Origin of the sequence: Pseudomonas sp. RC3H12, assembly GCF_018596375.1 — a bacterium.
In the GTDB taxonomy this organism is placed as follows: domain Bacteria; phylum Pseudomonadota; class Gammaproteobacteria; order Pseudomonadales; family Pseudomonadaceae; genus Aquipseudomonas.
The window spans coordinates 281,926-307,568 of record NZ_CP075595.1 but is presented as its reverse complement, the minus strand read 5'-3'; the positions used below and the strand labels follow the sequence as shown (position 1 = coordinate 307,568).

Genomic DNA, 25,643 nt, shown 5'->3' with positions numbered 1-25,643 from the left:
TGCGGACTCAAGCCGATTGCTGTGCCCGGGCAAATGCCTGCAACTGCGGATAGAACTCGCGAAAGTCCGCCAACAACGGCTCGTACAACCGCTCCAGTTCCACCATCACCCCTGCCATCCCCTCAGGCCGCGACAGGCGCCGGGCAATCCCGGCAAACACCTGCTCCAGGGTGGCGAAATCGCCATACGCTCCCAGCCAGTCGTCGGCCGCCATCAACGGCGCGATGCGCGCCAACCGCCCCGGCAACTCCGGTTCGGCTAGCAATACCATGTAGAAATCATCGGTGAATTGCGTCAGCGGCTGCTCGGCATATGCCGCCCAATGCCGCGCCAGGCAGTGGTCGAAGAACACATCCAGGACGATCCCGGCGAACCGCCGCCGCTCACGCGGAAAACGCGCCAGCGCCGCCAGCACCAGTGGGTGGCTGTCGGTATAGCGGTCGATGTGTCGGTGCAGCCGAATCGAAGCCTCCAGCGCAGGCGGGAAGCGCCCCGCGAGCTCGCCCTTGACGAAATCGCCATACAGGCTGCCTAGCAGTTGTTGCGGCGCTGAGCCGCCCAGATGAAGGTGCGCGAGATAGTTCATGGCGGCAGTCTAGCACCGCTTCCCTCTATATCGTCACAAGACGATATAGCCAATGTTTATAGCCTTGTGAACTCTTCATATTTGTATATCGCGATACACCGATTTATATTTCGCCCCATCGCGATATACCGCTACACGCCACGAGTCCACCCATGCCCCTCGATCTCGACGAAATAATAAAAGCCCTGGCCCATCCGGTTCGGCGCGACATCCTCAACTGGCTGAAAGACCCGGCCGCGCAGTTCCCCGACCAGCATCACAGCACCGAGCACGGTGTGTGTGCCGGGCAGATCGACCAACGCTGCGGCCTGTCGCAGTCGACCGTGTCCGCCCACCTGGCCACCCTGCAGCGCGCCGGCCTGATCAGCAGCCAGAAGATCGGCCAATGGCATTTCTTCAAACGCAACGAGGCGACCATCAAGGCGTTCCTCGAGCACATGAGCCAAGAGCTCTGACCTGATCCAAGCGAGGCTTCGCACATGACTACGTTGTTCGACCCGATCACCCTGGGCGACCTGGAACTGCCCAACCGCATCATCATGGCCCCGCTGACCCGTTGCCGCGCCGACGAAGGCCGCGTGCCCAATGCGCTGATGGCCGAGTACTACGTGCAGCGCGCCAGCGCCGGACTGATCCTCAGCGAGGCGACCTCGGTCACGCCGATGGGCGTCGGCTATCCGGACACTCCCGGGATCTGGAACGACCAGCAGGTGCGCGGCTGGCACAACGTGACCAAGGCCATCCACGGCGCGGGCGGGCGCATCTTCCTGCAACTGTGGCACGTCGGGCGCATCTCCCACCCCTCGTACCTGAACGGCGAACTACCGGTGGCCCCCAGCGCGATCCAGCCCAAGGGCCATGTCAGCCTGGTACGCCCGCTCAGTGACTACCCGACCCCACGGGCCCTGGAAACCGAAGAGATCGCCGACATCGTCGAGGCTTACCGCAGCGGCGCCGAGAACGCAAAGGCCGCCGGCTTCGATGGCGTGGAGATCCACGGCGCCAATGGCTACCTGCTCGACCAGTTCCTGCAGAGCAGTACCAACCAGCGCAGCGACCGTTATGGCGGCTCGCTGGAGAACCGCGCACGGTTGCTGCTGGAAGTGACCGATGCCGCCATCGAGGTATGGGGCCCGGGCCGCGTGGGCGTGCACCTGGCGCCACGGGCCGATGCCCATGACATGGGCGACGCCAACCGTGCCGAAACATTCACCTATGTGGCCCGGGAGCTGGGCAAACGCGGCATCGCCTTCCTCTGCTCGCGGGAGAAAGAAGCTGACGACAGCATCGGTCCGCTGATCAAGGCAGCGTTCGGCGGCCCCTACATCGTCAACGAGCGCTTTGACAAGGCCGGCGCCAATGCTGCCCTGGCCAGCGGTAAAGCCGATGCGGTGGCGTTCGGCATCCCGTTCATCGCCAACCCCGACCTGCCAGCGCGCCTGGCCGCCGATGCACCGCTCAATGCACCGCATCCGGAGACGTTCTATGCCAAAGGGCCGGTAGGTTATATCGACTACCCGCGGCTGTAGGCACATTCAAAACCTGCAGGAGCGGGGCGAGCCCGCTCCTGCAAGTGCATGCCTGCGAGCGATCAGAAGTTGTAGCGCAACCCCAGGTTGACCCCGTACGGCTGCTCGATATGCTCGCCGTTGCTGTACTGGAACTCGCCATGCAGCTGCAGCACGTCCGAAACCTGCGCCACCAGGCCCACAGCCACCTCTCCACGGGTGCCGGAGAGGTCGTTGGTGAAGTGGTTGTCGTTGACCTTGACCTTGTTGCTGTTGATGAACTCGTGAGCCGCCGCGACTTTCAGGTAAGGCTGCAGGACACTGCCGTTGTCCAGCGCCAGGCTGCGCCCGACCTGCGCACCGACCTTGCCGAGCACCGAGTTGGCGCCATCGCTCTCGGCCCGCAGGCCGTTGTCCAGGGTGTAGCTGTCGCCATCGACCCACAGCGTGGACAGCTGGGTGAACGGCTCGACATACCAGCCATCATCCAGCTTGAAGTGCCGGCCAACCTCAACCGAGGCCCCGAGGCCGTCGTTGTGATACTCGCCTTTGGTCTTGCGACCATCGCTCATCACCACATCGTTGCGGTTACGGAAGCGGTTGTACTTGAGCACCGCGTCGATGTAGTAACCACTGTCGGCCATCCAGGTGCTGTAAGCGCCGACGTAGTAGCTCTTGACCTTGCCGGATGAACCGAGGCTGAAGTCCAGGTCGGACTCGCTGTAACCGCCCATGACCCCGAGCAGCCAGCGCCCGTCGTGGCCCGGCACCACGCCGTCGGCACCGAAACTCACGCCGTTCTGGTCTTGCTGATAGGCCATGGTGTTGCTGGCCGAGAGGTTGTAGCGGTTACCGTAGCTGCGCATCCAGATGCCCTGGCCATGCCCCAGGCGCAATTCACCCATGCGGCTGCGCAACGAGGACAGTTCGCCATACCAGACGGTGGGCGCGGCGCTGAACATCCCCAGCACTGCCCGGGCGCCCGGCGTCACGATGGGGTTGCCGCTGTCGTCAAACTTCTGCACCAGGTACCAGTTGTCCTCGCCCTCGCCTTTTTCCAGGGTGTAGGTGTAGGTACCGAAATCGATATCGTGCAGCAGACCGAAGGTCGCATCACCGCCACCGGTTTCTACGATACGGTGCGGAGCCTGCCCTTCGACCGGATCGGCGCCGGTACTGGCGATGCTCAACTGGTGGCTGCCCTCGGCGGCCCCGGTGACCTTCAGCAGATCGCCGGTACCACTGGCCAGGTCGATGTCCATCACGAAGATACCCGAGCCCTTGAGGTTGTCTACCGTCAGGGTCTTGAAGCCAGTCGTTGTGTCCCGGTCGGTGAAATCGACCGTACCACTATCGAGCGTCAGGTCACCGACCTCGCTATCCTTGGTCAAGATCCAGCGGCCACCGCTGTTCAGCTCCAGGCTCTGCACATTGACCAGATTCCCCCGCAGCGAGGCATTGTTCTGCAGCAGCAGGTTCGCGGTACTGCCGGCTTCCACCACTACGTCGCCGCTCAGTTGACTGTTGTCTGCGGTGAAGTCGGCGGTCATGTCATCGATGACCTCGAGGATATTGCCATTGCCACCGATAAGCTGGCTGCCATTGGCCACCAGAATATGTGCGGTGCCGGTGGAGTTACCGGTACCGGCCCTGACGATGATGGCACTCTCGGTGTCGCCCCTGACCGTCGATCCATCCAGGATCACCCGGGAGTCGCCACCGCCGTTGGCTGCCGACTCCTGGCGTACATCCAGACCATAGGTCTTGCCACTGATAAGGCTGCCATCCGTGGCTTGCAGACTGGAGCCGACGACGAAAGCACCGACGCGTTCCAACCCAGTGAGCGTGCTGCCTTCCAGTACAAGGCTGCTGCCTTGCACAAGGGAGGCACCACTGCCACCTGCAATCGTGCTGCCCTGGGCTCGGATACTGGAGGCTAGACGCGCCGAAACGCCGAACGAGGCTACCGACGCCCCACCCGTTACGGTTGCGCCATTGATCAGCGCCTGGGTGCCATCGCGCAGGTTGATGCCGGCTTGCGAGCCAGTGGCGGCTACCTTTCCACCGTTGACAGTGACAGTCGACCCCGTAGAGACCGTTATACCCTGTGTGCTGCCGGTGGCGGTGATCTCCAGGGTCGATCCGTTTCTCAACTCGTATATATCCGCGACCGGACCCGTGACCGTTTCGCTCTGATTGTCGAGTACCTTGGCCTCAACCAGGCCAGTGCCTGACATGACGGCTATCACACCCACCGCAATATTCAAGGGTATGCTAAAAACTCTCATATCGATCTCCCACTTAACATCGTCAACCGAACGGCTAGTTGTGGTAGCACCTCGGTGCAGTTGAAACGGCGAACAGTCTCGACAGAAAGTCGAAAATCTTCTGTAAGATTTTTCTGTTGGTGCGCCGGAAGAACACTGCTTTACGTCTCGCCATAGCGCATGGAATGTGGGATATGCTGGGGCTCAGCCGTAACTACGGCTTGAATACATGAACAGGCGAAAACTGCCGCTTTTCACCCACCTTCGGAACAACGGAATAGTTGGCGTAAACCGTCTTTCCTTCATCTGCGTCAACCCAACCCGGCTCGATAAGCACAAGCCAGTAGCTGGTGTCCTGATACACCACCGCCGTTGCATTCATGGACGGTTCCCCTTCAACCTGCCAGTGAATGTCGACCTGGTCGCCGCTCTTGACCTCGGGATAGCGCACGATGAACTTCGGTTCCTGGCCGCCAAAGGACATGTATCTGGGAGCCTGCATATCTAACAGCTGTTCCTGAATGTTCAGCTCCAGCACATCCGAGGTTTCCTCCTGATCATCGCGCAGGATCCTGTAGCTGATCGGCACCCTATGTCCGATCCCATGCATCACCACGCCAGCGGGTACCTCAAACACCAGATTCGCTGGCCCGACGACGTCCTTCCAGGGTGACTGGTAGTCAATGCCCGGCACTTCCAGCACGATCGCGACCTGGTCCCCGTCCATGCCGGCGTACTGGCGCACGGTGACCTTCACATGGCTGGCCCCGACGAAGTCGCGGTTGAAGTCCAACTGGTCTTTGTCATTGCCGAAAGCCTTTTCCACTTCGGGGCGCGGGAAAGCAACACGCCCTACCCGCAGATCACGATTCGCGGAACCGGAGAGGGCGCCGCCCACTGCAGTCAGCGTATGGAACAAGGTGACCCGCCCCCCGACGAGGACCTCGACCTCGTCCTTCCCGACCCGTTGCTCAAGGTCACCCACCTGTTGAACATCGAGGGTCCAGAAAAGATCATGAGGAACTCCAGCAGCGGACATGCCATTCCACTCCAGCTGGAGCTGATCACCCTTGGCCATGTGGGGGTAGGCCTTGATCCGTATCGTCGCGCCCTGCGGCGGAACATCCTCAGGATCGAGCGCACCCTCCGCTGCCTCATCCACCTCAGGAGCTTTAAGTTCGAGGGAGCCGATAATGGAGATCACCCGTGGAGCGGACCCGAGTCCACTTTCTTCAATGCGATAGACAAGGTGTGCATCCCCCTGTAAAACTGCTGCCGCATGGGCGTTCTCCAAAGAAAACTCAACGCCATCAGCCTTCAATTGGCCGTGCTTGATCACAGGCGCCAGACGGCTGCCATTGGCGGTCATGCCCACCCAGACCAGCGTCACCGCCTGCCCGGCTACCCAACGGTCGTCGGGGTCCAGATAAACAAGAACGTCGGCATCTCCAAGCAGGCTGAAGTCAAGATTGCCCGCCTCGTCTGCATCCGGCACTCGCGGCGCAGGCAGGGGCTGGACGACCTCGAGCACCAGGCTGTCATGAACCAGGGACAGGGCGGACTCATTACCTGCCCGGTCCAGTACCTGGTAGGTGAAAGAGATAGGAATTCCGCCAACCAATGTCTGCAACTGGGCCTGGGGCAATGCGATGGGGGTAGCCTCTCTTTCGCTGTCCACGGTGAACGGCCCCGCGCTGACTCGTTCAATGCCATCGGTCATAATGACCGTGATCGTGTCACCCCGCGCCTGATGCAAATAACCACTGATCGTGACCCAGAGCACACCCTGCTCGAAATCGGACTCAAGGATGACGCCCCTGTCCTCCAATGCCTTGGGGAACACCATCTTCCCCAAGGCCCCCTCCTCACCCCCAGGGGCCAGCCTGTCGATGCGAACAATCCGCTCTGGACCAAGCTCCCAGACCTCACTCCTGTAGGGGCGAACAGCGTAGCCCAGGCTGAACCGCCGTTCTTCCCCCTCCCCCACCGAACGCCAAAAGGACGCTGGCAGGGCGAGTACGAACTTATGATTCTCATCCTCCGCCTCAGACTGCTCGACAAAGTGATAAGCGCCCTCTTCGTTTTCGAGAATCTTTTCGTTCCAGACCAACGCTATGTGGTTATCAACCATAATTTCCGGCCACCACGGGACGATCACCTGCAGGGCATCGCCCAGCCTGTCGCCCGGTAACAGTTCGGGGACCTCATCGTAACCGTCATCCAGCAGCGCATCGACTTCGAGTGCTTTGAATTCAAGCGTGCCCTTTATCCCTTCATTGAAGGTGCTCATGCGTCATCCTCTGCCAGTCAAGGTGCCTACAGACAACCATGGAATGTGAAGAAACAGTGCCCTGGCGAATCGCCAGGACACTTTCACTTCAAGGCAACGGGCATGTTTCCTCTCTGGGGTTTTTTACCGTGACGACTACACGCTTGTGACCGGCCTTCACCGGCCCAAACTTATTCGTCGCCGTGTACTCGACGGTGGCCGAGCCAAAGCAGACAATAAACGCCCATCGACGTGCGATCTCGTAGGTGAGTTCACCCTTGTCTATGTGATGCTTTTCGATTCTGATGAATGGGAGGTCTTCTTCAGCAGCCGAGATCGGGCTTCCGGGAGTCGGATGCTGACTGTCGTCTGCCCTGAGATGGATCACGATGGTGTCGTTCTCCTTCACGTTGTCATAAAGCTCGATTCTCACCGGCAAAGGTCGTTGCGCCGTCTCGATATCGATTGCGCCGTGCCCATTGAGGGCGGTGAACTCGAGCTCCTTGAGCGGGGCGCCCTCTCCCGGCAGGTCTTCCCCGCGCAAGAGGGCAACAGGCTTGGATGACGAAAGTGCGGTGTTTTCCTCGCCGTCCGCACCGAACACCCGGGTCACGGTATAGGCCATCTGTACCGTGCCGCTGGGCTCGCTGGCCAGCACGGTCGGGGGAACTGGACGTTTGATGTCGGCCTTGGCGGCTTCTTCGTCAGCGCTCACGGGAGCAAGTGCGTGGGGGGGCTGTGCGCCCCAGATCAGTTGGAGTTTATCGTCCTCCTGCAACAGTTCACTACCGTCCACGGCGCGCCAGGGGATGGTCACTTGCGCACCTGCGGCGACATCCTCGGGTGTCAGGTCATCCGTCTTCCCGGAGTCATCGCCGACGATGGTGGCCAATTCCAGATTGCCATGCCCTGGCAGTCCCGGATCGGGATCGGGCCCACCCGGCAGTCGCAGGTCGACATTGACAGTCGCAGGGGACGTCGCGTCGCCGATTTTGAAGCCGTCGCGCCACAATTCATAGCTGACCGCCACGGCACCTGTCTGCGGCCCAGCGCTGGTCAGCGGATAGAGCAAATCCAGTTCCATCAATGGGTCCGGCGGTGCCGGCACCACGATGACTGCATGTTCATCCGAACGCTGCGTTCCCCAAAGTACGACGACCTTGTCTTCGATACGAGCCCCGGTGACTGTGGGAACCACCAGCTTGATGCCCGCACGGGCATCTTTGTCGAGGATCAGCGGATCGCCCGACTGGTCAAAGCCTGGCACTTCAGGTGCTGGCAAAACGACGGGAATATCCTGCAACAGTAACTGGAGGGTGTCATGAGGCACGGAAACAATCGAGAGATTCCCTGCCCGATCCTGCGACGTGTAGGTGAATGTGATCGGGGTATTGTCCTTGAGCTTTTGTAGCTCGGCCAGCGGCAACGCCACAGGCGTGGCGTCAGTACTGCTGGTGACGGAGAAGGGGCCAACCAACAATGTGGTGCCGCCGTCGTCCATGGTCACCATGATCTGGTCACCCTGCTCCTGCGCCAGATAGCCCCTGACATGAACCGTGAGCATGTCCGAGGCAAAGTCCGTTATCAGGATGCGTTTCCTGGCCTCGATCTCCGAAGCAAACGATAGCCTGGCGAGCGTACTCGGGTTGCCACCCGGCGCCATTTTGTCGATGCGGATGACCCGGTTGGGCCCTCTTTCGTATACACTTGAAAACTCTGGGCGGACCGAGTAACCCACCTGGAAGGTACGATCCTCCCCATCCGCAACGAAATCCCAATAGGAACTCGGCAGTTGCAGAGGATACTCGTGATACGGATCCGCCGCTTCCGCCGCCGAGATCGAATGCCAGGCCCCGTCCACACCTTCAAGTTCGTCGTCACCGTTCACATACAGCGCGATGACCATACCTGCCTTGACCTCATCCCAGTTGGGCACCCTCACTTTCAACGGTTTGTCATGATCCGCCCCCGGCAAGAGTTCAGCAGGATTGTCCACGCCGTCCTCAATCAGACCCTCGACAATCAGGTCCTTGAAGTCCAACACTCCACTCTGTGGAAACAACACTCTGGAGCGTTTACCCGCGGGCCGCAGCAATTGGCCGCTAAGTTGTTTGGGTACAGGCTTGTTCATGGCCATTTTCCTAATCGATTCTACAGGTACGCGGCCCTGCACCCTTGCGGATAGGGGCAACGAGTTCGTCACGACACAAGGCACTTGCCAACGAGTGATGGAAACAGGATCAAGGAAGGAAACGGCTGCCGTCGTCGTGCTGTAGATGTAACAAACTCCCGCCACTTCAACACCTGACAAAAATGCCAGGTACGGACGGGGCGGGGTCTGCCGAAGGGAATGCTGCAGGCGCGGGAAACAGGCAAGATCAAAGGCAATGGCACCCGATCGAAGTACCAGGTGCCACATTCATGCTCGGCTCAAGGGCGGGCATTGATCTGCTGTTGCAAGTTCTGGATCTGGCTCTGCAGGGTGTTGATATTGCGGGTCGTCTGCCCGCGGAAGGCATCGAACTCCTGCACCGAGGCACCGCCTGCAGAGGCTGTCGGGCGATTGTCCACCTGGCTCTTGAGCACCAGCATATCTTGCTCCAGGCTCTCGATGGCGGCACTCGGGTTGCCCTGTTTCTTCAGCGCCGCCACCTCGTTGCTCAGGCTCTTGAGTTGGCCATCGAGCTTACCGCCATCCACCTGCCCCGACTTGAGCGCAGCCAGCTCGGCATTGACGGCCTTGAGTTGCGCCTGCAACTGGCTTTGCAGTTCGGTGACCGCCTTCTGCTGTTCACGGGTATCGGCCAGCACCTGTTCAAGGCGCTTGCCCAGGTCTCCAGCCTGCCCGGCGACGCCCAACTGCTGCTTGCCCTGCTCGGCCAGGGAAGCCTGCAACTGGCGAATCTGCAACTTCAATGCCTCGCTGCCGGTGTTGCTGCTGGACTCACTGGCATCGACCTTGCCGCTGATCACCTGCAGGCGGCCGGCGGCCTCTTCACTGATACGGGCAAAGCTTTCCTGGGTCGCGACCAGCTGTTGCTCCATCAGAGTGATCTGCTGGAAGCTCCACCAGCCAAGCCCGGCCAGGGCGATGAACGAAGCGCCCAGCAATGTCCATAGCGGGCCATTGCTACGCGGCCGCACCACCTTCTGGCGGCTACGGGCCACATGGGCAGGCAGCAGTTCATCGTCATCAGGGGTGCCGGCACGCAGGGTGGGCACATCATTGAAGTCATCGTGGGCGTCGTTACGCATGGGTGCATTCAACCGCGGTAGTAGCAAAGAGGCATGAGTATAAACCGCCAGGGCGGCGCACTGATGACCATCATCCCGCGCACAGGTTCAGCGTTGCCCGGGTTGCGCCTGCCACCAACTGCAGAATTCATCCAGCGCCGCCCACACATCGGTGCCGGGCCGGTAGTCCAGATACTGGCGCGCGCGGCTGATATCGAGGGTGAAATCCGTGCTCATCACCTGCACCGCGGTGCGGCTCAGGGTCGGCTGCGGGCGCCCGGGCCAGAGCAGGCAGACGCCTTCGTTGAGCGCCGCCAGGCTGTAGGCCAGGCCGGGTGAGCGATAGCGGGTGACCTGGGGCAGTTGCATGCGGCGCATCACGTAGTTGACCACATCCCATAGCGGCAGCGGCTGGCCGTTGCTGATGTTGTAGGCCTGGCCCAAGGCCTGGTCCTCGACGAACAGTGCGCTGAGCAGTGCCTCGTTGAGGTTGTGCACACTGGTGAAATCGACCTTGTTCAGGCCATTGCCGATGATCGCCACGCGCCCCTTGGCCTGCATGCGCATCAGCCGTGGGAAGATGCTCGCGTCGCCGGCACCGGTGACGAAGCGCGGGCGCAGCGCCAGCACCTCCAAACCGAACTCCTGGGCGCCGAACACCTTCTGCTCGGCCAGGTGCTTGGTCAGCGCGTAATGGTCATGGAAGCGACGCGGTACCTGGTCCTCGCGGATATCCAGGCGCGAACGGCCAGTGAAGTAGATCGATGGCGACGACAGGTGCACCAGGCGCCGTACATGCTCCTTGATGCACCCCTCGACCACGTTCTCGGTCAATACCACGTTGCCCTGGTGGAAATCCTGGTAGCGGCCCCAGGTCCCCACGGCACCGGCACAGTGCACCACCGCGTCCACGCCCTGGCACAGGCGCCGGGCCAGTTCGGCGTCGCCCAGGTCGCCTGGGATGAACTGCGCCCCACGCTTGACCAGGTGCTCCACACCCTCCGCCCGCCGGCCGTTGACCCGCACCTCCAGGCCCTGCTCCAGGGCGAAACGCGCAAAGCGCCCGCCGATGAAGCCGCTCGCGCCGGTGACCAGAATTCGCATGTAAGACTCCGTCTTGCCCTATTTCGGATGCAGCTGACGCTTGAAGTGCCTACAAGGGCACCAACCAGTCCTGAGCCGAATCGCGCAGGTGCTCGGTCAACTGGGCGAGCAACTGCCCGCCGTTGCGCCAATGATGCCAGTACAGCGGCACATCGATGGGGGTATCGCCACAGATTTCCACCAGCTCGCCACGTGCCAGCTGCTTGGCCACCTGCCGCTCCGGCACCAGACCCCAACCGAGGCCGGCCTCGGTCATGCGCATGAAACCTTCGGACGAGGGGCACAAGTGATGCAGGAAGCCCTCCTGCACACCCAACGAAGCCAGGTAGCGATGCTGCAGGAAATCGTCCGGCCCGAACACGACCGCCGGGGCACGGGCCAAGCGCTCGACCGCGAACCCCTGGGGAAAGTAACGCGCCACGAACGCGGGACTGGCCAGCGCCCGATAGCGCATCGAGCCCAACGGCAGGCTGCGCGCCCCGGCCACCGGCCGTTCGCTGCCACATAGGCAGGCCGCCACTTCGCCGGCGCGCATGCGCTTGAGACCGACCTCCTGATCCTCGACCACCAGGTCGAGCAGCACCTGCTGCTCGGCGCAGAACGGGCCTACCGCCCCCGCCCACCAGGTCGCCAGGCTGTCGGCATTGAGGGCGATACGCAGGCGCTCGGGCATGCCTTCCTCGTCCAGTGCCGGCACCTGGCGTTGCAGGTCGCGCTCGAGCAGGCGCACCTGCTGCACATGGTTGAGCAACTGGCGCCCGACTTCCGTCGGGCTCGGTGGCGTGGCACGCACCAGCACTGGCTGGCCAACCCGTGCTTCAAGCAGCTTGATGCGTTGCGAGATGGCCGATTGCGACAACCCCAGTACCTGGGCCGCACGCTCGAAACCACCTTGCTCGATCACCGCGGCGAGGGCAGCGAGCAATTTGTAGTCAAACATCGATTTCTCTAATGACTGATCAGCTCTATTTGTTTTTCTTATACCGCCACAACCGCCAGAATGGCCACATCTTTCTTGGCAACCCGCGCCGATCGTGCATCGGCGCCAGTGGAGTGTTCCCGCTATGTGGCAAAGCTATCTCAACGGCATGCTGGTGGCCTTCGGCCTGATCATGGCCATCGGCGCTCAGAACGCCTTCGTCCTGGCACAAAGTCTGCGCCGTGAACACCACCTGCCCGTAGCCGCATTGTGCATCGTCTGCGATGCGCTGCTGGTCGCCGCCGGGGTATTCGGCCTAGCCACGGTGCTGGCGCACAACCCCACCTTGCTGGCCGTGGCCCGCTGGGGCGGAGCGCTGTTCCTGATCTGGTACGGCGCCAAGGCCCTGCGCAGCGCCTGCTCTAAACAGAGCCTGCAGCATCAGGAAGGCCAGGGCATGCGTTCGCGCCGCGCAGTGTTGCTCAGCGCCCTGGCGGTGACCCTGCTCAATCCGCACGTCTACCTCGATACCGTGTTGCTGATCGGCTCCCTCGGCGCTCAGCAGACCGTGCCCGGCGCCTACGTGGCCGGCGCAGCCAGCGCCTCGCTGGTATGGTTCTCGACCCTGGCGATCGGCGCCGCCTGGCTGGCGCCATGGCTGGCACGCCCGGCAACCTGGCGCATGCTGGACCTGATGGTGGCGGTAATGATGTTCGCGGTGGCGGCGCAGTTGATCTTCACCTGACGCTGCAGAAAAACCGGGTATCCCACGCTGACCGCGACAATCACGCAGCCCACCTGTCGGGCCCAGCCAACCGCTCTGGAACCTCTATTCCCTATAGATGTTGCGTGGTTAAGCGCCGAGGCCGGTGCTATGATCCAGCCCTTGCGTCGCAAAGAGTACAAACTCGCCGACGCTCACCGGGCCGCCCGTGATCGGCCTTGCGCATACCGCAAACAGACCTGAATCAGGAGATCCACCATGGCTTTTGAATTGCCGCCGCTGCCGTACGCCCACGATGCCCTGCAGCCGCACATCTCCAAGGAAACCCTGGAGTATCACCACGACAAGCACCACAACACCTATGTCGTGAACCTGAACAACCTGGTCCCAGGCACCGAATTCGAAGGCAAGACCCTGGAAGAGATCGTCAAGAGCTCTTCGGGCGGTATCTTCAACAACGCAGCCCAAGTCTGGAACCACACCTTCTACTGGAACTGCCTGTCGCCAAACGGCGGTGGCCAACCGACCGGTGCCCTGGCTGACGCCATCACCGCTGCCTTCGGTTCCTTCGACAAGTTCAAGGAAGAGTTCACCAAGACGTCGGTCGGCACCTTCGGTTCCGGCTGGGGCTGGCTGGTGAAAAAGGCCGACGGTTCCCTGGCCCTGGCCAGCACCATCGGCGCCGGCTGCCCGCTGACCAGCGGCGACACCCCGCTGCTGACCTGCGACGTCTGGGAACACGCCTACTACATCGACTACCGCAACCTGCGTCCGAAGTACGTCGAGGCGTTCTGGAACCTGGTCAACTGGGAGTTCGTTGCCGAGCAGTTCGAAGGCAAGACCTTCAAGGCCTGATTGCTCGCCTTGAATTCAAAAGACCCGGCCCGGCGCCGGGTTTTTTATTGCCTGGGGAAATGCGTTCGCCTCCTGCAAGGGCAGAGCTGACAGAATTGCTTGCAACCCATCTTCGCGCTCTTGCTCAGCCCGCATAGCGCGCTAACATCAACCTTCTGGAAAGTTGACGCAGCGCACTCAAGTCGCATGACCGCTCGACCGATACAGAGTCAAGGGCAATTCCGTCGACGGACAGGTTGCCTGACGGGGTATGGGGTCGATAGTCTCTCGCCATGGTTGATGGCAAAATAATGGCATGCGCATGGATTAAGGAAACCCCATTGAAGCTGGAATTCCGAAACAGCTTATCGGTCAAGTTGCTGAGGGTCGTACTGCTCTCGGCATTGGCTGTCGGCGTCGTACTCAGCTGTGCGCAGATCGTCTATGACGCCTACAAGACCCGCCAGTCCGTGAACAACGACGCCCAGCGCATCCTCGACATGTTCCGCGACCCCTCGACGCAGGCGGTGTACAGCCTCGACCGGGAAATGGGCATGCAGGTGATGGAAGGCCTGTTTCAGGACGGCTCGGTGCGCATGGCCTCCATCGGCCACCCCAACGAAACCATGCTCGCGGAAAAATCCCGGCCACTGCAGGACATGTCCATGCGCTGGCTGACCGACCTGATCCTCGGCCAGGAGCGCACCTACACCACGCAGTTGGTCGGCCGCGGCCCCTACAGTGAATATTACGGCGACCTGAGCATCACCCTCGACACCTGCGCCTATGGCGAGGGTTTCCTGGTCAACGCGGTGATCATCTTCATCTCCGGCGTGCTGCGCGCCCTGGCCATGGGCCTGGTGCTGTACCTGGTGTACCACTGGCTGTTGACCAAGCCGCTGTCGAAGATCATCGAGCACCTGACGCAAATCAACCCCGACCGCCCCAGCCAGCACCAGATCCCCCTGCTCAAGGGGCACGAGCGCAACGAGCTGGGCATCTGGGTAAACACCGCCAACCAGTTGCTGGCCTCGATCGAACGCAACACCCACCTGCGCCACGAGGCCGAGAACAGCCTGCAGCGCATGGCCCAGTACGACTTTCTCACCGGCCTGCCCAATCGCCAGCAACTGCAGCAGCAACTGGACAAGATCCTCGTCGACGGTGGTCGCCTGCAACGCCGCGTCGCCGTGCTGTGCGTGGGCCTGGACGACTTCAAGGGCATCAACGAGCAGTTCAGCTACCAGGTCGGCGACCAACTGCTGCTGGCCCTGGCCGACCGCCTGCGCGCCCACAGCGGCCGCCTCGGTGCCCTGGCCCGGTTGGGCGGCGACCAGTTCGCCCTGGTCCAGGCCAATATAGAGCAGCCCTACGAAGCCGCCGAGTTGGCCCAGAGCATCCTCGACGACCTCGAGGCGCCCTTCGACCTCGACCACCAGCAGATCCGCCTGCGCGCCACCATCGGCATCACCCTGTTCCCCGAGGACGGCGACAGCACCGAGAAGCTGTTGCAAAAGGCCGAGCAGACCATGACCCTGGCCAAGGCCCGCTCGCGCAATCGCTACCAGTTCTACATCGCCAGCGTCGACAGCGAGATGCGCCGCCGTCGCGAACTGGAAAAAGACCTGCGCGAAGCCCTGCCGCGCAACCAACTGTACCTGGTGTACCAACCGCAGATCAGCTATCGCGACCACCGCGTGGTCGGCGTCGAAGCGTTGCTACGCTGGCAGCACCCGGAGCTGGGCATGGTCCCGCCCGACCAGTTCATCCCCCTGGCCGAGCAGAACGGCAGCATCATCAGCATCGGCGAGTGGGTGCTCGACCAGGCCTGCCGGCAGTTGCGCGAATGGCACGACCAGGGCTTCAGCGAGCTGCGCATGGCGGTCAACCTGTCCACCGTGCAGTTGCACCACAACGAGCTGCCGCGGGTAGTCAACAACCTGCTGCAGGCCTATCGCCTGCCACCGCGCAGCCTGGAGCTGGAAGTTACCGAGACCGGCCTGATGGAAGACATCAGCACCGCCGCCCAGCACTTGCTGAGCCTGCGCCGCTCCGGGGCCTTGATTGCCATCGACGACTTCGGCACCGGTTACTCCTCGCTCAGCTACCTGAAGTCGCTGCCGCTGGACAAGATCAAGATCGACAAGAGCTTCGTCCAGGACCTGCTCGACGACGATGACGACGCCACCATCGTTCGCGCCATCATCCAGCTGGGCAAGAGCCTGGGCATGCAGGTGATCGCCGAAGGCGTGGAAACCGCCGAACAGGAGACCTACATCATCGCCCAGGGCTGCCATGAGGGTCAGGGCTACCACTACAGCAAACCGCTTTCCGCGCGTGAACTGACCAACTTCCTCAAGCAGGCGCAACGCAACCAGGTTTCCGCGTTGTAACCACCGCCAACCTGGGTGAAGCCGCGCAAACGGGCGTTTGCATGAAATGCGCGCCCGCCCCTTTACAGCAAATGCAAATCTTTCGCATGATGTTGCGGTTTCGCGTGCCACGGCGCACGGTCCACCCATGGTCCAACCACACGACGCAGGAAACCAACAATGATCCGAATGCCTCTGGCCTCCGCCAGTCTGCTGGCCATCGCCATCGCCCTCGCCGGTTGCGGCGAAGGCAAGGACGACAAGGCCGCCGCACCGCAAGCCCAGGCACCTGCCGCCGCCAGCACCACCGCAAGCGCACCCGGGGCTGTCGATGAAGCCGCCGCCAAGGCCGTGGTCAAGCACTACGCCGAAATGGTCCATGCCGTGTACAGCGACTCGCTGAGCACCGCCAAGCAGCTGCAGACCGCCGTCGACGCCTTCCTCGCCAAGCCCGACGACCAGACGCTCAAAGCCGCCCGGGACGCCTGGGTCGCCTCGCGCGTACCGTACCTGCAGAGCGAAGTATTCCGCTTCGGCAACACCATCATCGATGACTGGGAAGGCCAGGTGAACGCCTGGCCCCTGGATGAAGGCCTGATCGACTACGTCGACAAGAGCTACGAGCACGCCCTGGGCAACCCCGCTGCCAACGCCAACATCATCGCCAACACCGAGATCCAGGTGGGCGAAGACAAGATCGACGTCAAGGACATCACTCCCGAGAAGCTGGCCAGCCTGAACGAGCTGGGCGGCTCCGAAGCCAACGTTGCCACCGGCTACCACGCCATCGAATTCCTGCTCTGGGGCCAGGACCTCAACGGCACCGGCCCAGGCGCGGGCAACCGCCCGGCCTCCGACTACCTCGAAGGCAAAGGTGCCACCGGCGGGCACAACGACCGTCGTCGTGCCTACCTGAAGGCGGCCACCGACCTGCTGGTCAAGGACCTCGAGGAAATGGTCGGCAACTGGGCGCCGAACGTCGCCGACAACTACCGCGCCAGCCTGGAAAAAGAGCCGGCCAACGATGGCCTGCGCAAGATGCTGTTCGGCATGGGCAGCCTGTCGCTGGGCGAACTGGCGGGCGAGCGCATGAAGGTCTCGCTGGAGGCCAACTCGCCGGAAGACGAACACGACTGCTTTAGCGATAACACGCACTACTCGCACTTCTACGACGCCAAGGGCATCCGCAACGTCTACCTGGGTGAGTACACCCGTGTCGACGGCAGCAAGCTGAGCGGCCCGAGCCTGTCGTCGCTGGTGGCCAAGGCCGACCCGGCCACCGACGCCACCCTCAAGGCCGACCTGGAAGCCACCGAAGCCAAGATCCAGGTGATCGTCGACCACGCGCTCAAGGGCGAGCACTACGACCAGCTGATCGCCGCCGACAACGCCGCCGGCAACCAGATCGTGCGTGACGCCATCGCCTCCCTGGTCAAGCAGACCGGCGCGATCGAGCAGGCCGCGGGCAAGCTGGGCATCGACAACCTGAACCCGGACACCGCCGATCACGAATTCTGATCAGCGTCGCGGTTCAGCAGAGGCGGCCTTCGGGCCGCCTTTTTCATTTCCGTGCCATGCGCCTTCGGGAGCGGGATGGGTGGGCGCGGACATTTCCAGGTAAAGCCAATTTCATCTGGCAATTGCAAATTGCTCTTATTCAATCACCCCCGGCCTGATAAGCTTGCACGCCGGTTTTTCGCCCATGCCCAGGATCCTCGATGTCCTTGCTCCGCCTAAGCCCCCTGCTGCTGGCCTTCGCCCTCTCCGCCTGTGACGACGCCCCGCGTTTCACCCAGGCCGAGCCCGGCGAGGCGCTCTCCGGCGGCAAGGCGACGGTGCAGCGCAGCGATCGCAACGCCTACTCGCTGCCCTCGGCCAACCTCACGCCCGAGCGGCGCCTGGACTTCGCCGTGGGCAACAGCTTCTTCCGCAACCCCTGGGTGATCGCTCCCTCCACCACCACCGCCCGCGATGGCCTCGGCCCGTTGTTCAACACCAACGCCTGCCAGAACTGCCACGTGCGCGATGGTCGCGGCCATCCGCCGGAGCCAGACGACAGCAACGCGGTGTCGATGCTGGTGCGCCTGTCGATCCCCGACCAGCCGTACTACGCCCAGGTGATCGAGCGCCTGGGCGTGGTCCCAGAGCCCGTCTACGGTACCCAGTTGCAGGACATGGCCATCCCCGGCGTGGCCCCGGAAGGCAAGGTCCGCGTAACCTACGACAACCACAGCGTCGCCTTCGCGGACGGCCACCAGGTCGAGCTGCGCCGCCCGACCCTGCAGATCACCCAGCTCGGCTACGGCCCGCTGCACCCGGACACCCGCTTCTCCGCCCGGGTCGCCCCGCCGATGATCGGCCTCGGCCTGCTCGAGGCCATCCCCGAAGCCGACCTGCTGGCCATTGAGGACCCGGACGACCACAACCGCGACGGCATCCGTGGCCGCGCCAACCGAGTGTGGGACGATGCCCAGGGCAAGACCGTGATCGGCCGCTTCGGTTGGAAGGCAGGGCAGCCCAACATCAACCAGCAGAACGTGCACGCCTTCGCCGGCGACATGGGCCTGACCACCACCCTGTTGCCCAAGGACGACTGCACCGCAGCGCAGGTCGACTGCCTGGCCGCGCCCAACGGCGATGGCCAGGGCGGCGAAAAGGAGGTCAGTGACAATATCCTGCGCCTGGTCACCTTCTACACCCGCAACCTTGCCGTGCCGGCCCGGCGCAACGTCGATGCGCCGCAGGTACTGGCCGGCAAGAACCTGTTCTACCAGGCCGGTTGCCAGGGCTGCCACACCCCGCAGTTCACCACCGCAACCAATGCGGCCGAGCCGGAACTGGCCAACCAGGTGATCCGCCCCTACAGCGACCTGCTGCTGCACGACATGGGCCCGGGCCTGAGTGACGAGCGCACCGAATTTGCCGCCAACGGCCAGGACTGGCGCACCCCACCGCTGTGGGGCATCGGCCTGAGCGAAACCGTCAGCGGCCACAGCCAGTTCCTGCATGACGGCCGCGCCCGCAACCTGCTCGAGGCCGTGCTCTGGCACGGCGGCGAAGCCCAGGCGGCGCGCGATCATGTACTGACCTTCAATGCCGAGCAGCGCGCCGCGCTGCTGGCCTTCCTGAATTCACTTTAAACGCACAAGGAGCCGGGCATGTTCCGACCCAAACTGTTGTTCACCAGCCTCGCCGCACTCGCCTTGGGCGCCTGCTCGCCACAAGACCCACAGGCAGTGACCTCCGCGGCCATCGCCAAGCAGGTGATCCTGCCGACCTACAGCCGCTGGGTCGAGGCCGACCGGCAACTGGCCGCCAGTGCCCTGGCCTACTGTGAGGGCAAGCAGGACCTCGAGACCGCCCGCGCCGACTTCCTCACCGCGCAAAAAGCCTGGGCCGAGTTGCAACCATTGCTGGTCGGCCCGCTGGCCGAAGGCAACCGTGCCTGGCAGGTGCAGTTCTGGCCAGACAAGAAGAACCTGGTTGGCCGCCAGGTCGAGCAACTGGTCAACGGCGAGCAGGCGGTCACCGTCGAGTCGCTGGGCAAGGCCAGCGTCGTGGTCCGTGGCCTGTCCGCCTACGAATACATCCTGTTCGACAGCAAGCCGGACATCGCCAGCGCCGAACAGAAGGCCCGCTACTGCCCGCTGCTGGTCGCCATCGGCGAACACCAGAAGGCCTTGGCCGAAGAGATCATCAAAGGCTGGAACAGCACCGACGGCATGCTGTCGCAGATGACCAAGTTCCCCAACCAGCGCTACGCCGACTCCCACGAGGCGATCGCCGACGTGCTGCGTGCCCAGGTCACCGCCCTCGACAGCCTGAAGAAGAAACTCGGCGCGCCGATGGGCCGGCAGAGCAAGGGCATTGCCCAACCACTGCAAGCCGAGGCCTGGCGCAGCCACTCCTCGATCAAGAGCCTGGAAGCCTCGCTCAAGGCCGCCCAGACCGTCTGGGTCGGGGTCGACAATCAAGGCCTGCGCGGCCTGTTGGGCAAGGACCAAGCGGCACTGGCACAGAAGATCGACGACGCCTATGCTGCTGCGCTCAAGCTGCTGGCCGACAACCAGAAGACCCTCGGCGAACTGCTGGCCGACGACGCTGGCAAGCAGACCCTCAACCAGATCTACGATGCCCTCAACGTCGTCCACCGCCTGCACGAAGGCGAGCTGGCCAAGGCGCTGAATATCCAGCTGGGCTTCAACGCCAACGACGGTGACTGATCATGCTGCGACGCCAGGCCCTGAAACTCGGTAGCGTTCTGCTCAGCGCCCTGACCCTGGGTGGCTGGAGCCTGTTCCGCGGCAAAGGCAGCGAACCCTTGCTGCTGTCAGCCCGCGACGACGGCGACGGCAAGCACTACGCCGTCGGCTTTCGCCTGGACGGCACCCAGGTGTTCTGCACCCAGGTGGCTCAGCGTTGCCATGCAATCGTCGACCACCCGACACTGCCGATCGCGCTGTTCGTCGCGCGCCGGCCCGGTACCGAGAGCTATCTGATCGACCTGCGTGACGGGCGCCTGCTGCAGACCCTCGCCTCACAGCCCAACCGGCACTTCTACGGCCACGCAGTGATCCACAAGGGTGGCGAGTGGCTGTATGCGACCGAGAACGACACCAGCGACCCGGGCCGGGGCGTATTGGGCGTCTACCGCTTCGAGGGCGAGCGCCTGGTGCACAGTGGCGAACTCTCCACCCACGGCATCGGCCCCCATGAAGTGGCCTGGCTGCCCGATGGCGAGACCCTGGTGGTGGCCAACGGTGGCATCCGCACCGAGGCCGAAAGCCGGGTAGAGATGAATCTCGACGCCATGGAGCCGAGCCTGGTGCTGATGCAGCGTGACGGTACGCTGCTGAGCAAGGAGACCCTGGCCCAGCAGATGAACAGCGTGCGTCACCTGGCAGTTGGCGACGATGGCACCATCGCCGCCTGCCAGCAGTTCATGGGGGGCTCGGAAGAAACCGCCGAACTGCTGGCGATCAAGCGCCCGGGCGAGCCGTTCAAGGCCTTCCCGGTGCCGGAGCGCCAGCTGCAATCGATGGCCCAGTACACCGCCAGCGTCGCCATCCACAGCGACCTGCGCCTGGTGGCGCTGACCGCGCCGCGGGCCAACCGCCTGTTCATCTGGGACCTGGACAGCGGCGCAGTGAAGCTCGACGCGCCGATGCCCGATTGCGCCGGGGTGGGGGCGGTGAAGGACGGCTTCGTCGTCACCTCCGGGCAGGGCCGCTGCCGCTTCTATGACTGCCGCAAGGCGCAGTTGATCGGGCAACCGATGGACCTGCCGTCCGGGTTCTGGGACAACCACCTGCATCTGGTCTGATTTTTCTGCCAGGACCTACTGGCCTCATCGCAGGACAAGCCCGCTCCTACAGCTGATACACAGAGTCTGTGGGAGCGAGCTGGCCCCGGCACAAGCCAACTCCCTCCCCCCTTTTCCAGAAAACCGACAATACTTGCCCCATCGCCCGTGGAGCGGATCGCCCGTGGTCGTGCCCGATAAATAAAAACCTACCTCCAGGGAACCGGACCATGTTGCGCCGCCGCATGCTGATCATGTTGGCCGTCGTCCTGCTGATCGTGTTGATCCTGGGGGGCATCAAGGCCTTTTCCATCTACCAGCAAGTGCAGATGTTCTCGCAGCCCAGGCCCCCGGTCAGCGTGGCCGCGGCCCAGGCCGAGCTGCGCCAGTGGCAGGAGCGCCTGCCGGCGGTCGGCAGCCTCAAGGCCTACCAGGGCGTGGAATTGAGCCTGGAAGTGGCCGGCACGGTGAAGTCGCTGCATTTCGAGTCGGGGCAACAGGTCAAGGCGGGCCAGTTGCTGCTGCAACTGGACAGCGACCAGGAAACCGCCCTGCTCGGCACCGCCCAGGCCGACCTGGGGCTGGCCAAGGTCGACTTCGGCCGGGGCAGCCAACTGGTCGGCGATTCGGCGATCTCCCGCGGCGAGTACGACCGCCTGACCAGCCAGTACCGGCGCAACCAGGCCGTGGTCGACCAGCTGAAGGCATCGCTGGCGAAAAAGAGCATCAGCGCCCCGTTCAGCGGCACCATCGGCATCCGCCAGGTGGACGTCGGCGCCTACCTGCCCAGCGGCACGGTCATCGCCACCTTGCAGGACCTGTCCAGCCTCTATGTCGACTTCAATGTGCCTGAGCAAGCGCTGCCTCGTCTGAGCCTGGGCCAGCGGGTGCTGGCCCAGGTGGCGGCCTATCCGCAGCAGACCTTCCCCGCCAGCCTCAGCGCGATCAACCCCAAGGTCGAGGAAAGCACGCGCAACCTGCTGGTCCGCGCCACCTTGGCCAACCCCGAAGGCAAGCTGCTGCCGGGCATGTTCGCCAGCCTGCAACTGCTGCTGCCCGACCCGCAACCGCAGGTCGTGGTGCCGGAAAACGCCATCACCTATACCCTCTATGGCAACTCGGTGTATCGCGTCAGCCCGAAAAAAGGCGAGGACGGCCAACCGCTGCGCGATGCCAACGATCAGCCGCAACTGATCGCCGAACAACTCACCGTACAGACCGGCGAACGCCGCGATGGTTGGGTCGTGGTGCTCAAGGGCCTGCAGGCCGGCGACCAGGTCGTCACCGCCGGCCAGCTCAAGCTGAGCCCAGGCGCGGCGATCCGAATCAGCACCGATACGCCCCTGAAACCCACCGCGCCCGGCGCGCAGTGAACGGGAGGCGGCCATGGCGTTCACCGACCCGTTCATCCGCCGCCCGGTGCTGGCCTGCGTGGTCAGCCTGCTGATCCTGCTGCTGGGCCTGCAGGCCTGGAGCAAGCTGCAGATCCGCCAGTACCCACAGATGGAAAACGCCCTGATCACGGTGACCACCGCCTACCCCGGGGCCAACGCCGAGACCATCCAGGGCTACATCACCCAGCCGCTGCAGCAGAGCCTGGCCAGCGCCGACGGCATCGACTACATGACCTCGGTGAGCCGGCAGAACTTCTCGATCATTTCGGTCTACGCGCGGATCGGCGCCGACACCGACCGCCTGTTCACCCAGTTGCTGGCCAAGGCCAACGAGGTGCGCAACAAGCTGCCCCAGGACTCCGAGGATCCGGTACTGAGCAAGGAGGCCGCCGACGCCTCGGCACTGATGTACATCAGCTTCTACAGCAAGGAAATGAGCAACCCACAGATCACCGACTACCTGTCACGGGTCATCCAGCCCAAGCTGGCCACGTTGCCGGGCATGGCCGAGGCCGAGATCCTCGGCAACCAGGTGTTCGCCATGCGCATCTGGATCGACCCGGTGAAGCTGGCCGGCTTCGGCCTGTCGGCGGTAGACGTGACCAACGCCGTGCGCCGCTACAACTTCCTCTCTGCGGCCGGCGAAGTGAAGGGCGAGTACGTGGTCACCAGCATCAACGCCACCACCGAGCTCAAGTCGGCCGAAGCCTTCGCCGCACTGCCGGTGAAGACCAGCGGCGACAGCCGGGTGCTGCTGGGCGACGTGGCCCGGGTGGAAATGGGTGCGGAGAACTACGACACGGTCAGCTCGTTCGACGGCACGCCATCGGTGTACATCGGCATCAAGGCCACGCCGGCAGCCAACCCGCTGGAGGTGATCAAGGAGGTGCGACGGATCATGCCGCAGCTCGAGGAAGCACTGCCCTCCGGCCTCAAAGTGTCTATCGCCTACGACGCCACCCTGTTCATACAGGCCTCTATCGACGAGGTGATCAAGACCCTCGGCGAAGCGGTACTGATCGTCATCGTCGTGGTGTTCCTGTTCCTCGGCGCCCTGCGTTCGGTGGTGATCCCGGTGGTGACCATCCCGCTGTCGATGATCGGCGTGCTGTTTTTCATGCAGATGATGGGCTACTCGCTGAACCTGCTGACCCTGCTGGCGATGGTACTGGCCATCGGCCTGGTGGTGGATGACGCCATCGTCGTGGTGGAAAACATCCACCGTCATATCGAGGAAGGCAAGACGCCTTTCGAAGCGGCCCTGGAGGGTGCCCGCGAGATCGCCCTGCCGGTAGTGTCGATGACCATCACCCTCGCCGCGGTGTACGCCCCCATTGGTTTTCTTACCGGGCTGACCGGCGCCCTGTTCAAGGAGTTCGCCCTGACCCTGGCCGGTGCCGTGGTCATCTCCGGCATCGTCGCGCTCACCCTCTCCCCGATGATGTGCGCCTTGCTGCTGCGCCACGAACAGAACCCCAGCGGCCTGGCCCACCGCCTGGACCTGATCTTCGACGCGCTCAAGGTGCGCTACCAGCGCCTGCTGCACGGCACGCTGAACAGCCGCCCGGTGGTGCTGGTGTTCGCCGTGCTCATCCTGTGCCTGATCCCGGTGCTGCTGATGTTCACCCGCAACGAGTTGGCCCCGGAGGAGGACCAGGGGGTGATCTTCATGATGAGCAGTTCGCCGCAGACCGCGAACCTGGACTACCTCAACGCCTATACCGACCAGTTCACGCCGATCTTCAAAGGTTTCCCCGAGTACTACTCGTCATTCCAGATCAATGGTTTCAACGGCGTGCAGAGCGGTATCGGCGGCTTCCTGCTCAAGCCCTGGAACGAACGCGAGCGTACGCAGATGCAGCTGTTGCCGTTGGTACAGGCCGAACTCGAACAGATCGGCGGCCTGCAGATCTTCGGTTTCAACCTGCCGTCGCTGCCCGGCACCGGCGAGGGCCTGCCGTTCCAGCTGGTGATCAACACCGCCGGTGACTACCCGGCGCTGCTGGAGGTGGCGCAACGGGTCAAAGAACGCGCCCAGGCCTCGGGCAAGTTCGCCTTCCTCGACATCGACCTGGCCTTCGACAAACCCGAGGTAGTGATCGACATCGACCGCGCCAAGGCGGCGCAGATGGGCGTGTCGATGGACACCCTGGGCAGCACCCTGGCGACCTTGCTGGGCGAGGCCGAGATCAACCGCTTCACGCTGGAGGGCCGCAGCTACAAGGTCATCGCCCAGGTCGAACGGCCCTACCGCGCCAACCCCGGCTGGCTGAACAGCTACTACGTGAAGAACGAGCAAGGCCAGCTGTTGCCATTATCGACCTTGATCACCCTGAGCGACCGGGCCCGACCGCGACAGCTCAACCAGTTCCAGCAGCTGAACTCGGCGATCATCCAGGGCGTTCCGCTGGTGAGCATGGGTGAAGCACTGGATACCGTGCGCGCCATCGCCCGCGAGGAGGCGCCGGAAGGTTTTTCGCTGGACTATGCCGGAACAGCGCGGCAGTTCGTCCAGGAGGGCAGCGCGTTATGGGTGACCTTCGGCCTGGCGCTGGCGATCATCTTCCTGGTGCTGGCGGCGCAGTTCGAGAGTTTCCGCGATCCGCTGGTGATTCTGGTGACAGTGCCGTTGTCCATCTGCGGGGCGCTCTTGCCGCTGTTCCTTGGGATCTCGAGCATGAACATCTATACCCAGGTAGGGTTGGTGACACTGATCGGGTTGATTACCAAGCATGGGATTCTCATTGTCGAGTTTGCCAATCAGCTACGGGACGAGCGGGGGCTTGGGGTACGCGAGGCGATCGAAGAAGCCGCCGCGATTCGCTTGCGGCCGGTGCTGATGACCACGGCGGCCATGGTGTTCGGCATGGTGCCCTTGATATTGGCAACCGGGGCCGGGGCGGTCAGCCGGTTTGATATCGGGATGGTGATTGCTACCGGGATGTCGGTGGGGACTTTGTTTACGTTGTTTGTTTTGCCTTGTATTTATAGTGTTTTGGCGCATAAAGGTGTTGCTGGGGCTTGAGGGTGATTGTTTTTGGTTTTGTGTGCGTATTCGTAGACGATATCGACATTTAGTCACCTTTCCGCCCTTACGGCGGCCGACTTTTGTCTTGGTGTATGGACCGGA

The 25,643-nt window shown here is 63.0% G+C and carries 18 protein-coding genes; 11 read left to right on the top strand and 7 right to left on the bottom strand.

Annotated features, from left to right (window positions below):
- Nucleotides 1-7 precede the first annotated feature (7 nt).
- Nucleotides 8-586 carry an acyl carrier protein phosphodiesterase gene (locus KHO27_RS01420; RefSeq protein ID WP_110697586.1) on the bottom strand — a complete coding sequence of 193 codons (579 nt, stop codon included), beginning with the start codon at nt 584-586 and terminating at the stop codon, nt 8-10.
- 152 nt (nt 587-738) lie between these two features.
- On the opposite strand from KHO27_RS01420, the gene KHO27_RS01415 reads away from it, so the two are divergent.
- Together KHO27_RS01415 and KHO27_RS01410 are read left to right on the top strand one after the other, a co-directional pair.
- Nucleotides 739-1,041, top strand: coding sequence for an ArsR/SmtB family transcription factor (locus tag KHO27_RS01415; RefSeq protein WP_110697584.1), 303 nt, complete (start codon nt 739-741; stop codon nt 1,039-1,041).
- Between the two features lie 24 nt (nt 1,042-1,065).
- Nucleotides 1,066-2,115 (top strand): alkene reductase, encoded by a 1,050-nt coding sequence (locus KHO27_RS01410; protein WP_214501054.1) that lies wholly within the window; start codon nt 1,066-1,068, stop codon nt 2,113-2,115.
- Between the two features lie 62 nt (nt 2,116-2,177).
- Here KHO27_RS01410 and KHO27_RS01405 read toward each other — a convergent pair whose 3' ends face one another.
- From KHO27_RS01405 to KHO27_RS01380, 6 genes are all read right to left on the bottom strand, one after another.
- Nucleotides 2,178-4,247 carry an autotransporter outer membrane beta-barrel domain-containing protein gene (locus KHO27_RS01405; protein WP_214501053.1) on the bottom strand — a complete coding sequence of 690 codons (2,070 nt, stop codon included), beginning with the start codon at nt 4,245-4,247 and terminating at the stop codon, nt 2,178-2,180.
- A 328-nt stretch (nt 4,248-4,575) separates the two neighbouring features.
- On the bottom strand, nt 4,576-6,651 hold the full coding sequence (locus tag KHO27_RS01400) for a hypothetical protein (RefSeq protein ID WP_214501052.1): 2,076 nt from the start codon (nt 6,649-6,651) through the stop codon (nt 4,576-4,578).
- Nucleotides 6,652-6,739: 88 nt separating this feature from the next.
- Nucleotides 6,740-8,761: a hypothetical protein gene (locus tag KHO27_RS01395; RefSeq protein ID WP_214501051.1), complete on the bottom strand. Its 2,022-nt coding sequence runs from the start codon at nt 8,759-8,761 to the stop codon at nt 6,740-6,742.
- A 299-nt stretch (nt 8,762-9,060) separates the two neighbouring features.
- Entirely contained in the window at nt 9,061-9,885 is an 825-nt protein-coding gene (locus tag KHO27_RS01390) for an ATPase (protein ID WP_214501050.1), read from the bottom strand.
- Nucleotides 9,886-9,972: 87 nt separating this feature from the next.
- Nucleotides 9,973-10,968 carry an NAD-dependent epimerase/dehydratase family protein gene (locus tag KHO27_RS01385; protein ID WP_214501049.1) on the bottom strand — a complete coding sequence of 332 codons (996 nt, stop codon included), beginning with the start codon at nt 10,966-10,968 and terminating at the stop codon, nt 9,973-9,975.
- A 49-nt stretch (nt 10,969-11,017) separates the two neighbouring features.
- Complete coding sequence (locus KHO27_RS01380; protein ID WP_110697570.1) at nt 11,018-11,908, bottom strand: LysR family transcriptional regulator ArgP; 891 nt, start codon at nt 11,906-11,908, stop codon at nt 11,018-11,020.
- Between the two features lie 124 nt (nt 11,909-12,032).
- Between KHO27_RS01380 and KHO27_RS01375 the strand changes: the two genes are divergently transcribed.
- From KHO27_RS01375 to KHO27_RS01335, 9 genes are all read left to right on the top strand, one after another.
- The gene (locus KHO27_RS01375) at nt 12,033-12,632 is read left to right on the top strand and encodes a LysE/ArgO family amino acid transporter (RefSeq protein WP_110697568.1); all 600 of its coding nucleotides are present in this window, start codon (nt 12,033-12,035) and stop codon (nt 12,630-12,632) included.
- A gap of 237 nt (nt 12,633-12,869) precedes the next feature.
- Complete coding sequence (locus KHO27_RS01370; RefSeq protein WP_110697566.1) at nt 12,870-13,466, top strand: superoxide dismutase; 597 nt, start codon at nt 12,870-12,872, stop codon at nt 13,464-13,466.
- A 320-nt stretch (nt 13,467-13,786) separates the two neighbouring features.
- Nucleotides 13,787-15,838 (top strand): putative bifunctional diguanylate cyclase/phosphodiesterase, encoded by a 2,052-nt coding sequence (locus KHO27_RS01365; protein WP_102682811.1) that lies wholly within the window; start codon nt 13,787-13,789, stop codon nt 15,836-15,838.
- Nucleotides 15,839-15,997: 159 nt separating this feature from the next.
- Nucleotides 15,998-17,335 carry an imelysin family protein gene (locus tag KHO27_RS01360; protein WP_111531722.1) on the top strand — a complete coding sequence of 446 codons (1,338 nt, stop codon included), beginning with the start codon at nt 15,998-16,000 and terminating at the stop codon, nt 17,333-17,335.
- A gap of 200 nt (nt 17,336-17,535) precedes the next feature.
- Nucleotides 17,536-18,957: a di-heme oxidoreductase family protein gene (locus tag KHO27_RS01355; protein ID WP_214501048.1), complete on the top strand. Its 1,422-nt coding sequence runs from the start codon at nt 17,536-17,538 to the stop codon at nt 18,955-18,957.
- Between the two features lie 18 nt (nt 18,958-18,975).
- Nucleotides 18,976-20,040, top strand: coding sequence for an imelysin family protein (locus tag KHO27_RS01350; RefSeq protein ID WP_214501047.1), 1,065 nt, complete (start codon nt 18,976-18,978; stop codon nt 20,038-20,040).
- A gap of 2 nt (nt 20,041-20,042) precedes the next feature.
- On the top strand, nt 20,043-21,140 hold the full coding sequence (locus tag KHO27_RS01345; RefSeq protein ID WP_110697556.1) for a DUF1513 domain-containing protein: 1,098 nt from the start codon (nt 20,043-20,045) through the stop codon (nt 21,138-21,140).
- A 209-nt stretch (nt 21,141-21,349) separates the two neighbouring features.
- A complete protein-coding gene (locus KHO27_RS01340) occupies nt 21,350-22,492 on the top strand; it encodes an efflux RND transporter periplasmic adaptor subunit (protein WP_110697554.1) in 1,143 nt (380 codons plus the stop codon).
- 13 nt (nt 22,493-22,505) lie between these two features.
- Nucleotides 22,506-25,538, top strand: coding sequence for a multidrug efflux RND transporter permease subunit (locus tag KHO27_RS01335; RefSeq protein WP_214501046.1), 3,033 nt, complete (start codon nt 22,506-22,508; stop codon nt 25,536-25,538).
- Nucleotides 25,539-25,643 lie beyond the last annotated feature (105 nt).